At 41.5% G+C, this 13,076-nt stretch carries 12 protein-coding genes, 1 riboswitch and 1 other annotated feature; of the genes, 7 read left to right on the top strand and 5 right to left on the bottom strand.

The genetic code is table 11. The features are described from left to right. Positions 1-19: 19 nt before the first annotated feature. Positions 20-187 (bottom strand): hypothetical protein, encoded by a 168-nt coding sequence (locus tag L4D20_RS14625; RefSeq protein WP_428802341.1) that lies wholly within the window; start codon positions 185-187, stop codon positions 20-22. Between the two features lie 237 nt (positions 188-424). Here L4D20_RS14625 and htpX point away from each other — a divergent pair, with 237 nt between their 5' ends. Further along, the gene (htpX, locus tag L4D20_RS14620; protein ID WP_428802340.1) at positions 425-1,300 is read left to right on the top strand and encodes a protease HtpX; all 876 of its coding nucleotides are present in this window, start codon (positions 425-427) and stop codon (positions 1,298-1,300) included. A 74-nt stretch (positions 1,301-1,374) separates the two neighbouring features. On the opposite strand, the gene purB is transcribed toward htpX, so the two are convergent. The 3 genes from purB to mnmA form a co-directional block, all read right to left on the bottom strand. After that, positions 1,375-2,745, bottom strand: coding sequence for an adenylosuccinate lyase (gene purB, locus L4D20_RS14615; protein ID WP_428802339.1), 1,371 nt, complete (start codon positions 2,743-2,745; stop codon positions 1,375-1,377). Positions 2,746-2,950: 205 nt separating this feature from the next. Further along, positions 2,951-3,568, bottom strand: coding sequence for a high frequency lysogenization protein HflD (gene hflD, locus L4D20_RS14610; RefSeq protein WP_428802338.1), 618 nt, complete (start codon positions 3,566-3,568; stop codon positions 2,951-2,953). A gap of 27 nt (positions 3,569-3,595) precedes the next feature. Continuing rightward, positions 3,596-4,705 (bottom strand): tRNA 2-thiouridine(34) synthase MnmA, encoded by a 1,110-nt coding sequence (gene mnmA, locus L4D20_RS14605; protein ID WP_428802337.1) that lies wholly within the window; start codon positions 4,703-4,705, stop codon positions 3,596-3,598. Between the two features lie 171 nt (positions 4,706-4,876). On the opposite strand from mnmA, the gene L4D20_RS14600 reads away from it, so the two are divergent. Then, on the top strand, positions 4,877-5,146 hold the full coding sequence (locus L4D20_RS14600; RefSeq protein WP_428802535.1) for a hypothetical protein: 270 nt from the start codon (positions 4,877-4,879) through the stop codon (positions 5,144-5,146). Between the two features lie 100 nt (positions 5,147-5,246). Next, positions 5,247-6,551, top strand: a complete 1,305-nt coding sequence (locus L4D20_RS14595; RefSeq protein ID WP_428802336.1) for an inosine/guanosine kinase — start codon at positions 5,247-5,249, stop codon at positions 6,549-6,551. 132 nt (positions 6,552-6,683) lie between these two features. On the opposite strand, the gene L4D20_RS14590 is transcribed toward L4D20_RS14595, so the two are convergent. Next, positions 6,684-7,100, bottom strand: a complete 417-nt coding sequence (locus L4D20_RS14590; RefSeq protein ID WP_428802335.1) for an H-NS family histone-like protein — start codon at positions 7,098-7,100, stop codon at positions 6,684-6,686. A gap of 372 nt (positions 7,101-7,472) precedes the next feature. Further along, a riboswitch (Lysine riboswitch) is annotated at positions 7,473-7,655 on the top strand. Positions 7,656-7,772: 117 nt separating this feature from the next. Here L4D20_RS14590 and L4D20_RS14585 point away from each other — a divergent pair. The 4 genes from L4D20_RS14585 to hisC all read left to right on the top strand — a co-directional run bounded on the left by L4D20_RS14585 (position 7,773) and on the right by hisC (position 13,001). Continuing rightward, positions 7,773-9,374, top strand: a complete 1,602-nt coding sequence (locus tag L4D20_RS14585) for a Na+/H+ antiporter NhaC family protein (RefSeq protein WP_428802334.1) — start codon at positions 7,773-7,775, stop codon at positions 9,372-9,374. 199 nt (positions 9,375-9,573) lie between these two features. Further along, positions 9,574-9,708, top strand: a sequence feature (His leader region). A gap of 53 nt (positions 9,709-9,761) precedes the next feature. Beyond that, positions 9,762-10,658: an ATP phosphoribosyltransferase gene (hisG, locus tag L4D20_RS14580; RefSeq protein ID WP_428802333.1), complete on the top strand. Its 897-nt coding sequence runs from the start codon at positions 9,762-9,764 to the stop codon at positions 10,656-10,658. Positions 10,659-10,662: 4 nt separating this feature from the next. Beyond that, entirely contained in the window at positions 10,663-11,961 is a 1,299-nt protein-coding gene (gene hisD, locus L4D20_RS14575) for a histidinol dehydrogenase (RefSeq protein WP_428802332.1), read from the top strand. Next, positions 11,961-13,001: a histidinol-phosphate transaminase gene (gene hisC, locus L4D20_RS14570; RefSeq protein WP_428802331.1), complete on the top strand. Its 1,041-nt coding sequence runs from the start codon at positions 11,961-11,963 to the stop codon at positions 12,999-13,001. Before hisD ends, hisC begins: the two co-directional genes overlap by 1 nt. The last annotated feature ends 75 nt before the right edge of the window (positions 13,002-13,076 follow it).

Here is a 13,076-nt window from a genome sequence, read left to right as displayed (position 1 = left end):
TTTTTAATATTTAATGAATTTACTTCTCTTGAACCAAACCCATTAATGCTTGCTGAGTATCAATTACCTTTTTGCAGACTTCCTGTTCAGAATTGATACCAAGTTGTTGTTTTGCTTCATCTTCAGAGATGCCTAGATGACAGCAAAGTAAATCAATAGCCATTTGATAGTTGTTAGCTTCCACCATAATTTATCCTTATCTTTCGTGGGCGCACTTTGTTCTATACGAAATCTAATATTTTTACCACTTAAGTACAATAAGACCAAAGTCTAATCTAGTTGTAACTCTCTGCTTGATGATAGAAAACAAATGTTTCAATTTAACGCTGAACCTTGTTTTATTTACGTTTAAACTATATGTATAAAATGTGATGGATAAAATTTATTATCATCATATTAAATAGCTTCCCATCGGAGAAAAGTAATGAAGCGTATAATGTTGTTCTTAGCCACTAACTTAGCTGTGGTTCTTGTATTAAGTGTTGTACTTAATATCGTTTATGCCGTTACGGGAATGCAGCCGGGTAGCTTATCTGGTCTATTGGTGATGGCCGCAGTATTCGGTTTTGGTGGTTCTTTCATCTCGCTTCTAATGTCTAAGAAAATCGCTCTTAAGTCAGTTGGTGGTGTTGTAATCGAAAGTCCACGAAATGAAACTGAACACTGGTTGCTTGAAACGGTTGGTCGTCAAGCTCAACAAATGGGTATTGGTATGCCGACGGTTGCGATTTACGATGCGCCAGATATCAATGCATTTGCTACGGGTGCGAAAAAAGATGACTCTCTAGTGGCTGTTTCTTCTGGGTTGCTTCACAGCATGACTCGAGATGAAGCTGAAGCGGTACTTGCACATGAAGTTAGCCATATTGCTAATGGTGACATGGTAACGATGACACTAATGCAAGGTGTGGTGAATACTTTTGTTATCTTCTTATCTCGCTTTATTGCAAACATTGTTGCGTCTAATAACAGTGACGAAGAAGGCCAGGGTAGTAATATGATGGTTTACTTTGGTGTTTCTATGGCGCTGGAACTTGTGTTTGGCTTCCTAGCAAGCTTCATTACCATGTGGTACAGCCGTCACCGTGAGTACCATGCAGATTATGGTGCTGCAAAGCTGGTCGGTAGCCACAAAATGATCGCTGCTTTAGAGCGCTTAAAAGTGAGCCATGAGCCACAGTTAGAGGGTTCAATGATGGCGTTTGGTATTAACGGTAAACGTTCAATGACTGAACTTCTAATGAGCCACCCGCCGTTAGATAAGCGTATTGACGCGCTACGTAGCTACGACTACAGCTAGGTTTTCTATTACCAATATCTGGATATTAAAAAAGGGCTCTTAATGAGCCCTTTTTCGTATCAGCGGTTTGCTATTTACAGCTTATCAGTAAGCTCGATAGCTTGACCGATGTAGTTAGCTGGTGTCATCTCTTTAAGACGTACTTTTTCAGCTTCAGGAAGCTCAAGGCCGTCAATAAAGTTACGCATAGCTTCACCATCAATACGCTTACCACGAGTTAGCTCTTTTAGCTTTTCGTATGGCTTCTCGATGCCGTAACGACGCATTACAGTTTGTACTGGTTCAGCAAGAACTTCCCAGTTCTTATCAAGATCAGCAAGTAGTGCTTCGCGGTTTACTTCAAGCTTGCTAATACCTTTAAGTGTTGAAGTGTATGCAATGATTGCATAACCAACACCAACACCTAAGTTACGTAGAACAGTCGAATCTGTTAGATCACGTTGCCAGCGAGAGATAGGTAGTTTTTGTGAAAGGTGATTGAACATAGCGTTTGCAAGACCAAGGTTACCTTCCGAGTTTTCAAAATCGATTGGGTTTACTTTATGTGGCATGGTTGAAGAACCAATTTCACCAGCAATCGTCTTCTGCTTGAAGTGTCCAAGTGCGATGTAGCCCCACACGTCACGATCAAAATCGATAAGAATGGTATTAAAGCGAGCAACTGCGTCAAATAGCTCAGCGATGTAATCGTGAGGTTCAATTTGAGTCGTGTAAGGGTTCCAAGTTACGCCAAGAGATTCTGTGATGAATTCTTCGCTAAACTGGTGCCAATCAAGATCAGGGTAAGCAGAAAGGTGAGCGTTGTAGTTACCAACAGCACCGTTTACTTTACCTAGAATTTCAACTTCAGCGATCTGCTTGTATTGACGTTCCATACGGTAAGCAACGTTTGCCATCTCTTTACCCATTGTGCTTGGAGATGCAGGTTGACCGTGTGTGCGAGAAAGCAATGGGATATCACGATATTCAACAGCAAGTGCTTTAATTGCATCAATGATATTTTTGATTTCAGGAAGAATAACAGTCTCACGAGCTTCTTTAAGCATTAAAGCATGTGAAGTGTTGTTGATATCTTCTGAAGTACATGCAAAGTGGATGAACTCGTTTACTGCGTGAAGCTCAGCGTTTACCGCTACTTTCTCTTTTAAGAAATACTCTACCGCTTTAACATCGTGGTTAGTCGTACGCTCGATCTCTTTGATGCGCGCTGCGTCTTCTTCGCTGAAGTTCGCTGCAATGCCATCTAGAACTTGGTTCGCTTCTGCACTAAATGCTGGTACTTCAGCAATACCTGCTGTTGCTGCAAGTTTTTGTAACCAACGAACTTCAACGATCGTACGGTACTTTAGTAGGCCAAATTCACTAAAAATGCTGCGTAGTGCAATCGTCTTACTTCCGTAACGGCCATCTACTGGTGAAACAGCTGTCAACGCTGACAAATCCATGGTGTTCTCCTGAATTGGGTTTTCAAATTTAGGTTTTAAAATATGGTGAGCTTTATACCAATAACAATCACAATTGTCACGAACATTGCGCAAACGTTTGCGCGAAACTTACGTGTACCTAAATGAAAGTTACTTCTCTATAAAATAAATAGCTATAAAGAACGAACTCGCGACTAGGCGCGAGTTCGTGATTATTTTCAAGCGACTACAATCTCGCCAATAAAATTTCAGCTTGTTCGATCATTTTCTTACGACCAAAAATCAAGTGGCGACGCTTACCACCTACTTGACGCCAAAGCACGGCGCTACGTATGCCTGATAGAAGCAGTGCGCGAACTTTATGCTGATTAGTCGTGTGCTGTAATACCGCTGGCGTACCTGAAACTTGAATGCGTGGTCCTATTGGGCTCACTACGTCAAGGTAAACGCTCGCGAGGTTGCTTAGCATTTGTTCATCGAGTAGTTCAAAGTGGTCAAGCTGGCGTTCCAGCATTTGAACACGATCGCCGAGTTGTGACATTGCATCATTGCGAGCACTGAGTTTTTTCTCTAATGCCATCAAGCTTATGATGTAACGAGTCACTTCACTACCCGCTGGTGTGCTGTCAATACCTTTAACTAAACACTCTAGGCCAAGTTTCAGATCTCGTTCTTGGCCAAAGACGTCTAAGGTACTATTTGGGCTTGTATTTAAGACTGCATGTAGTGATGTTTTAAATGCGTCATGGTCACATTCACCATCTTTTGCTACTTGTTGAACTAACGCCACTGCTTGGCAGATACCGGCAAAAGCGATCGTACGGTCATAAAGGGGATTCGCCACGTAGTAGTACTCCTAAATACGGGTTAGTTAAATACGTTGCTCGATGATGCCGCCGCCTAGGCAAACATTATCAAGATAAAATACGGCGGATTGACCCGGTGTTACTGCCACTTGAGGTTGGTCAAAAATCACCTTAATGTTTTCATCATCAATAGGGATGATGGTGCACGGAATATCAGTTTGGCGATAACGTGTTTTAACGGTACAGCTCAGTGGTTCAGTAATTGGTGTTCTATCAACCCAGTGTAATTGAGACGCCATCAAACCTTGTGATTTGAGAAGCGGATGATCACCACCTTGTACTGCAATCAGTACATTACGTTTTAGATCTTTCTCTGCCACGTACCATGGTTCTTCATTACCACCGCCACCTTTTTGGCCACCAATGTGCAAGCCTTTACGTTGACCTAAGGTGTGATACATCAAACCTTGGTGTTCGCCGATGACAACGCCTTCAGGTGTTTCAATTTTACCCGGTTGAGCGGGCAGGTAACGCGATAAGAAATCAGTAAATTTGCGTTCACCGATAAAGCAAATACCAGTTGAATCTTTCTTCTTCGCAGTAATAAGACCTTGCTCTTCTGCAATTCTTCTTACTTCAGGTTTTTCCAGGTTACCCACTGGGAATAAGCTACGCGCGACCTGTTCATGACTTAGTGTATATAAGAAGTAGCTTTGATCTTTATTGCTATCAAGCCCACGAAGCATTTTCGGTTTAGCGTCACCATCTGGGAAGGTGCGGTCAACGTAGTGGCCCATTGCAATAAAATCAGCATCAAGAACATCATCAGCAAAGTCTAAGAATGCTTTAAATTTAATCTCTTTATTACATAGAATATCTGGGTTTGGGGTTCTTCCAGCTTTATATTCAGCAAGAAAATATTCAAATACGTTATCCCAGTATTCTGCTGCGAAATTAATGGTGTGAAGGTGGATACCTAATTTGTCACAAACGGCTTGAGCATCGGCGAGATCTTCTGCCGCTGTACAATACTCTTCATTGTCGTCTTCTTCCCAGTTCTTCATGAACAAGCCTTCAACTTGGTAGCCTTGCTGCTGAAGAAGATACGCTGAAACAGATGAATCTACACCACCAGACATACCGACAATTACTTTCTTTTCGCTGTTGTTTGACATTACTTAATACCACTCACTATAACTGGTCGAGGATTCTATCAGAAACATGCTGATGGATACAGATCCGAGACAGAAATCACATATCGATATTTAGAAAAAACATGCTTTATTATGGAAGTTATTTGGTTACCTGTGGCATAGTGCAGCCAAAGTGAATATAGGAAACAAATGATGTCTGAAAAAAATGAATTTATGCAAGAACAAGAGTTGATTGAAGTTATTGAAAATCAGCTTGAAGATGGGAACCCAATCAAAGTGAAAGAAACTTTGATGCGCTTAATGATGATGGGAACGTCAAGAGAAGACGGTGTTGCCATGATGGCGTGCTGTATGTCGATTGAGATCTTCGATGTGATGAAAAATGACGGTGAATTTAACTTAAAGCGTTATTCTGACAACCTTGAGAGACTTCCTGACCTCAGTTTTATGGAAGGTGAATAATTTATACCAAGTGCAAACGTTTGCTATAGTTTGGTAGATTGCCGCGCGTTATTGAGCGCGGTAGAATCCTTTTTTTACTCCTAATATCGAACTAACGCTTATGAAATTTCCTGGCCAACGCAAGTCGAAGCATTACTTTCCTGTTCATGCTCGTGATCCTTTAGTGAGCCAAGCTCAAGAAAGCAAAACAATGTCACGTACGCATATTATCGGCATTGACCAAACGCTTGTGGATATTGAAGCGAAAGTGACTTCAGAGCTCATCGAAAAATATAACCTAAGTAAAGGTCACTCGTTGGTTATTGATGATCAAACAGCGGAAGCGTTATATAAGCAGCTCAAAGATGATCAGTTGATTACCAATGAACACGCAGGCGGAACAATTGGCAATACGTTGCACAATTACTCAGTATTAGCAGATGATCGATCTACGTTATTAGGTGTAATGAGCCAAGATATTAAAATCGGCAGCTATGGTTATCAATATCTTTGTAATACGTCTAGCCGTATGGACCTTAATAATTTACAGGGTGTCGATGGCGCAATTGGTCGTTGTTTTGCTTTGATTACTGAAGATGGGGAGCGCACCTTTGCTATAAGTGAAGGTCAAATGAATCAACTTAATCCTGAAAGTATCCCCGAGTCGATATTTGAAAATGCATCTGCATTAGTATTAACCGCTTATTTAGTACGTTGTAAAGAGGGCGATCCTATGCCGCTTGCAACAATGAAAGCCATCGAATATGCGAAAAAGTACAATGTCCCTGTGGTATTAACCTTAGGTACTAAATTTGTTATTCAAGATGATGCTAAATTCTGGCAAGAGTTTATTAATGACCATGTTTCGGTTGTTGCAATGAATGAAGAAGAAGCAGAAGCGTTAACTGGTGAGCATGATCCTTTAGTTGCATCAGATATAGCATTAGATTGGGTTGATTTAGTACTGTGTACTGCAGGGCCTGTTGGTCTATTTATGGCAGGTTATACAGAAGACGCTGCTAAAAGAGAAACTTCTTTGCCTTTATTACCGGGTTCTATTGCTGAATTCAATCGTTATGAGTTTAGTCGACCTGCGGCAAAAGCAATGTGTGATAAGCCAGTTAAAGTGTATTCTCATATTGCACCTTATATGGGTGGCCCAGAGAAAATTAAAAATACAAATGGGGCAGGTGACGCCGCTCTATCGGCACTATTGCATGATATGGCTGCGAATAAGTACCATCGTGAAAACATACCGAATTCAAGTAAGCACGCACACGCTTACTTAACTTATTCATCTTTTTCACAAGTCTGTAAGTATTCAAACCGCGCAAGCTATGAAGTATTAGCTCAACATTCGCCAAGGTTGTCTAAAGGGTTACCTGAGCGTGAAGATAGCTTAGAAGAATCGTACTGGGAAAGATAATAATAGAAAAGGCTCCGAAAGGAGCCTTTTTTCGTTAGTTAGTAACTAAAAAGAGTTAGTCATTAAAAGGTTTAGTAATAAACTTGCTAATTAATAAACTAACTAACGATAAATACTTAGAGTGGTTAATACTTAAAGAGCAAACTCTTCTAAAGATTTACCAGCATCTAGCTGTGTTTGGATAGCTGAAGGTGTACGACCTTGGCCTGTCCATGTTTTTTCTTCGCCGTTAGTATCTACATATTTATATTTAGCTGGGCGAGGTGCGCGTTTAGTTTTCACTTTGCCAGTTTTAGTTTTAGTCTCACCTGATAATGCTGAGATAAGAGCTTCAACATCAATACCGTCTTTTGAAATCTGGTCTGCAATTGCAGCAAGCTTAGCTTCTTGTTCCGCTTTTGCTGCACGATCTTCAGCTTCAGCTTCAGTGCGTTCTTGTACAACAATAGTTAATTTATCTAATGCTTCTTCAAGTTGCTCAAGAGTTAATTCGCGAGCAAAGGCACGAAGGCTACGAATATTTAATAGTGTTTTAGATAGATCCGACATGTCTATTCCTATGAAAGTAAAATTGATTGGATAATATTAAGCTGCAATTAGATTGAATACAATATTTCAACACGAAAATATTAGCATACAAATTGAATATATATAGTTAGTTTAATGCAAATAGACGTAATTAATTTTTATTTGTATAGAATTAAAGAGTGACTTAACAAAATCAATCAACTTTACACTACTTTACTTGTTGCATACATTGTCGTTATTGGTTCTATTAATGTTACCGCTATTCATCGATAGGTGTGCCGAATTTCGAGTTATATATTGCAATGAGGGTGCTAATGAGTACAATGGCGGCCACTTTTAGCGTAAGTGCAGTTAAAATGTTGTTAATATGACGTAACAATAGTTTTTCATGTCTTATGCGGTAGAGGCGCGAAACATAAGAGTAGCTGTTATTGGGGTGATACCAATGAATAACGGTAAAAGGGTGTTTCGCCGAAGTGAAAGTGTGTTATCAGCACCTTTCGCTGGGGTTGTACTCAATAGGTACGACACTGCCATAGTCTATAATTTTTTAAACTATGGAGCGCTACTGTAGAGTTAGGTTACGCGTTTGCGAGCCTTTCACTTCGAATATCAAAATCTCGATGAAATGACTTCACGTGATTTTTCTGCAGTAGATCTCTTGCCATTTTTACTAACTGGTTTTTGAAGATCATGAATTTAATCGATTTTGCATCATCCCCTTTGTCACTTTTGCCTCCAATTGTGGCACTAAGCTTAGCTATTATTACGCGTCGCGTATTGGTTTCTCTCGGTGTTGGTATCGTACTGGGTGCGTTACTACTTACTGACTACTCTATTGGTAACCTAGTTGGTTACGTTGGTACTACAGTATCAAGCGTCTTTATTGAAGACGGCGGTATTAACACGTGGAATATGAGTATTGTCGGCTTTTTGCTATTGCTTGGCATGATGACCGCACTTTTAACCATGTCTGGTGGCACACGTGCGTTTGCTGAGTGGGCTCAAACTCGCGTTAAAAGTAAACGTGGTTCAAAGCTACTTGCAGCTTGCCTTGGCGTATTTATCTTCATTGATGATTACTTCAATAGTTTGGCGGTAGGTGCAATCTCTCGCCCGGTTACTGACCGTTATTACGTTTCTCGCGCAAAGCTTTCTTATATTCTTGATTCTACAGCCGCGCCAATGTGTGTATTGATGCCAGCTTCAAGCTGGGGTGCGTACATTATGACTATCGTTGGTGGCATCTTAATATCTCACGGTGTGACTGAGTACACTGCGATTGGCGCGTATGTGCGTATGATCCCAATGAACTTCTACGCAGTCTTTGCTCTGTTGATGGTATTCGCTGTAGTTTGGTTCCAGCTTGATGTTGGCCAAATGCGTAAACATGAAATTCGCGCCTCTCAAGGCCGTGGATTCGATAAAGATAAAGAAGCGGATCTTCCACAAGCGCATGAGCTTAATGAAGAGTTGGATATTGAAGAGAGTGAACACGGTAAAGTGTCAGATCTAGTGCTCCCAATTGTTGCACTGATTGCTTCAATGGTTGTCGCGATGCTTTACACCGGTGGTCAAGCTTTAAAAGCGGACGGTGAAGCGTTCTCACTACTTGGCGCTTTTGAAAATACCGATGTTGGTATGTCTCTTATTTACGGTGGCCTTACTGGTTTTGCTGTTGCATTGATTACCGTGCTTAAGCAAAAAATGTCTCCAAGCGATATTGGTGTAACGCTTTGGATCGGTGCTAAGTCTATGTTTGGTGCAATTTTAATTCTAATTTTTGCATGGACGATTGGTACTGTAATTGGTGACATGAAAACGGGTACTTATTTGTCGTCGCAAATTGAAGGCACAATTAGTTCGACTTGGTTACCAGTCATTCTGTTCTTACTTGCTGGTCTAATGGCATTCTCAACAGGTACTTCTTGGGGTACGTTCGGTATCATGTTACCAATTGCTGGTGATATGGCCGCGGCAACTGATATCGCACTAATGCTTCCAATGCTAAGCGCGGTGTTAGCGGGTTCTGTATTTGGTGATCACTGTTCTCCAATTTCAGATACAACGATTCTGTCTTCTACTGGTGCGCGTTGTAATCATATTGACCACGTTGCAACTCAGTTACCTTACGCACTGTCAGTGGCGTTTGTATCATGTGTTGGCTTTATTGTTCTAGGGCTGACGTCGTCAGTATTGTTCTCATTCCTAGCATCGTCAGTAACGTTTATTCTGGTATGTTTTGCAATGTCTATGATTGCAAAATCTCAACTAGAGAACTGCCAAAGCGTTTAATTCTGCTGGTTTATTGATAGATAAAAAGGAGGCTTCGGCCTCCTTTTTTAATGCGTGTAAATCGTTTTAATATTGTTTGTAAATAAAAGAAGAAAACTGTCAATTAGTGGTTGCAAATAATACTTAGCTTAGTTACTGTGGATATCAACGAAGCAACATTAGTAGAGCCAATAAGTATGCGTTATTTAAATATTAATATTCATCACCACCATCACCCAATTTAGTCTTTCGGGAGATATACGCATACCCGGGAGGCACAGGCTCCCGGAGGTGAAATCTGCAAAACAAGATTCTAACCCTCGGGAGACCAAAAATCTCCCGAGGGTTTTTTAGTTTTTAGCTTACATAAAATTTAATAAATTCAACAATTTGTACAGGGAAGAAGCAATGCAATCACAACGTCTAAGAATCGCTATCCAAAAGAAAGGCCGCCTAAGTAAAGAGTGTCAGGAGTTACTTAAGAAGTGTGGTGTTAAATTTATCGTAATGGGTGAGCGCCTTGTCGTTCACTCACTAAATATGCCAATTGATTTGTTACTTGTACGTGATGACGATATCCCTGGTTTAATTATGGATGGTGTCGTTGATCTAGGCTTCATTGGTGAGAACGAACTAGAAGAAGTACGTTTGGATAGAAAAGCACTCGGTAAGCCTAACGAGTATGTTGCTTTACGTCGCCTAGACTTCGGTGGTTGCCGCTTATCTATCGCGATTAACAAAGATGAAGAATATAACGGTCCACAAGACCTTGCAGGTAAGCGTATTGCCACTACTTACCCTCAACTATTAAAAGCATTTATGGATGAGCAGGGCGTTGATTACAGCGCATGTATGTTAACAGGCTCTGTCGAAGTTGCTCCTCGTGCTGGCCTTTCTGACGCAATTGCCGATTTGGTATCAACAGGTGCAACACTTGAAGCGAACGGATTGAAAGAAGCGGAAGTTATTTTTAAATCGAAAGCGACACTGATCCAACGCAATGGTGAGTTCGATGCCGATAAGCAAGCTCTTATCGAAAAGCTTCTTACTCGTATGCAAGGTGTTCAACAAGCGAAAGAATCAAAATACATCATGTTGCACGCTCCAGTTGCCAAGTTAGAGCAAGTGAAAGCGTTGCTTCCGGGCGCTGAAGATCCAACCGTGTTACCACTATCATCAGATACCGAAAAAGTTGCCGTTCATCTAGTCAGTACAGAGAACCTGTTCTGGGAAACAATGGAACAACTTAAAGAGCTTGGTGCAAGTTCGATTCTTGTTCTTCCAATTGAAAAAATGATGGGGTAACGCCATGAGAACCGTTGTTTGGCAATCATTGAGTGAATCACAACAAGACTCTGTTTTAGAGCGCCCAGCAATTACGGAAGGCGCGAACATTACAGCTGCTGTATCAGATGTGATCACAAATGTACGTAATCAAGGCGATGAAGCACTTATTTCGCTAACTAAAAAGTTCGATGGCGTGTCACTCGATTCAATTCAAGTATCAGAAAGTGAAATTGAGTCTGCATCAGCAAGACTTAGTGAAGAAATGAAGACGGCACTAAAGCAAGCGTATAGCAATATTGCAAAGTTCCACGAGGCTCAAAAGCCGCAACCGCTTAAAGTAGAAACTCAACCTGGTGTAGTGTGTGAGCAACTGACTCGCCCAATTAATACGGTTGGGCTCTATATCCCTGGTGGAAGTGCTCCGTTGCCATCAACAGTTTTGATGCTGGGCGTGCCATCTCAAATTGCGGGTTGTCGTAAAGTCGTATTGTGTTCTCCACCGCCTATCGCGGATGAAATCTTATACGTAGCAAAGCTGTGTAATATTGATGAAGTGTACAATGTGGGAGGCGGTCAAGCTATTGCAGCTATGGCTTATGGTACAGAAACAGTGACTAAGGTTGATAAGATATTTGGCCCTGGTAATGCCTATGTAACTGAAGCGAAAAGACAAGTGAGTAACGATTTCCGCGGCGCAGCAATTGATATGCCAGCAGGGCCTTCGGAAGTATTAGTGTTAGCCGATGAGACGGCAGATGCAGATTTCATCGCGGCTGATCTACTGAGTCAAGCGGAGCACGGTCCAGATTCACAAGTTGTGCTAGTGACGCCGTCATTGGTAATCGCTGATCAAGTAACCGATGCCGTTCAGCGTCAGCTAAAACAGCTTTCCCGTGCAGACATAGCCCAGAAGGCATTAGCTTCAAGCTTAGTGATTATTGCTGAATCAATAGAGCAAGCAATCTCAATTTCTAACTACTACGGGCCTGAGCACTTAATCGTTCAGACTGAAAATCCACGCGAATTATTGCCTGAACTAGATAATGCTGGGTCGATTTTCTTAGGTGATTGGTCACCAGAATCAGCAGGTGATTACGCATCTGGTACCAACCACGTATTGCCAACTTATGGTTATACCAAAACCTACTCTAGTCTTGGTTTAGCCGATTTCTCGAAACGCATGACCGTTCAAGAGTTAACGGCGGACGGTTTGAAAATCTTGGCGCCAACCGTTGTGACTATGGCTGACGCGGAAGGGTTAGATGCGCACAAACGCGCGGTTACGATTCGCATCGAAAAACTGGCTGCAGGAGAAAGCTAATGGAAAAGCTCGCTCGTAAACAAGTTCAAGAATTAACGCCTTATTTGTCAGCAAGACGTATTGGCGGAACAGGGGATGTTTGGCTTAATGCCAATGAGTCCCCCTTCGATAATGAATATAAAACAGATTTTTCACGTTTAAATCGTTATAGCGAATGTCAGCCCAAAGCGCTTATTGAGGCCTATGCTGCTTACGCAGGTGTCAGTGTAGAACAAACTCTAACTACACGTGGTGCAGATGAAGGTATTGAGCTATTAATCCGTGCTTTTTGTGAACCTAATGAAGATGCGATTTTATATTGTCCGCCGACATACGGGATGTATTCGATCAGCGCTGAAACGATTGGTGTTGAAAGAAAAGTTGTCCCATTAACAGATGATTGGCAGCTCGATTTAAACAGTATTGAGCAGAATCTAGACAATGTGAAACTGGTCTTTGTCTGTAGCCCAAATAACCCAACGGGCAATTTGGTAAAGCGTGAAGACATTATATCGCTTCTGGAAATGACCCAAGATCGTGCGATTGTTGTGATGGATGAAGCGTACATCGATTTTTGTCCAGAAGCTTCGACGGTCGACCTGCTTAAGCAATATCCGAACCTTGCGATACTGCGAACCTTATCTAAAGCTTTTGCATTGGCTGGGCTACGTTGTGGTTTTACTTTGGCGAATAAATCTATTATTGATGTTCTGTTGAAGGTTATTGCACCTTATCCGGTGCCCGTTCCAGTCGCTGAAATTGCACAGCAAGCTTTATCTGAAGCAGGGCTTGCAAGAGCAAGATATCAAGTATTGGATCTGAGTGCGAACCGAGCCTATTTACAGGCGGGGCTATCCATTATTCCTCAATTAACCATTTTTGAAGGGTGGGGTAACTACCTATTGGTTAAATTTGAAGACGGCGAGGCTTTGTTCAAGGCAGCGTGGAATAACGGGATTATTTTGCGTAATTCGCCGATTGAAAATTGCGTACGAATTAGTATCGGAAATCGAGAAGAGTGTGAGAAAACGCTCGCGTTTATTCGAAACTATTACGCCTAATTTCATATTACTGCGCTACGGCGTATTTATTTAAGGCAACACATTTGCCTTGTAAAAAATTTAAAAGGAAGTTCG

This window comes from Vibrio kyushuensis (assembly GCF_050337325.1).
GTDB classification, from domain to species: domain Bacteria; phylum Pseudomonadota; class Gammaproteobacteria; order Enterobacterales; family Vibrionaceae; genus Vibrio; species Vibrio kyushuensis.
Note: the sequence above shows the minus strand (reverse complement) of the source record. Positions and strands in the feature narration are given on the sequence as shown.

Bases quoted from the DNA above. Each gene is read 5' to 3' on its own strand.
- L4D20_RS14595 (WP_428802336.1), top strand. From the start codon at position 5,247: ATGAAATTTCCTGGCCAACGCAAGTCGAAGCATTACTTTCCTGTTCAT.
- L4D20_RS14585 (WP_428802334.1), top strand. From the start codon at position 7,773: ATGAATTTAATCGATTTTGCATCATCCCCTTTGTCACTTTTGCCTCCA.
- purB (WP_428802339.1), bottom strand. From the start codon at position 2,745: ATGGATTTGTCAGCGTTGACAGCTGTTTCACCAGTAGATGGCCGTTAC.
- L4D20_RS14600 (WP_428802535.1), top strand. From the start codon at position 4,877: ATGTCTGAAAAAAATGAATTTATGCAAGAACAAGAGTTGATTGAAGTT.
- hisG (WP_428802333.1), top strand. From the start codon at position 9,762: ATGCAATCACAACGTCTAAGAATCGCTATCCAAAAGAAAGGCCGCCTA.
- mnmA (WP_428802337.1), bottom strand. From the start codon at position 4,705: ATGTCAAACAACAGCGAAAAGAAAGTAATTGTCGGTATGTCTGGTGGT.
- hisD (WP_428802332.1), top strand. From the start codon at position 10,663: ATGAGAACCGTTGTTTGGCAATCATTGAGTGAATCACAACAAGACTCT.
- L4D20_RS14590 (WP_428802335.1), bottom strand. From the start codon at position 7,100: ATGTCGGATCTATCTAAAACACTATTAAATATTCGTAGCCTTCGTGCC.
- L4D20_RS14625 (WP_428802341.1), bottom strand. From the start codon at position 187: ATGGTGGAAGCTAACAACTATCAAATGGCTATTGATTTACTTTGCTGT.
- htpX (WP_428802340.1), top strand. From the start codon at position 425: ATGAAGCGTATAATGTTGTTCTTAGCCACTAACTTAGCTGTGGTTCTT.
- hisC (WP_428802331.1), top strand. From the start codon at position 11,961: ATGGAAAAGCTCGCTCGTAAACAAGTTCAAGAATTAACGCCTTATTTG.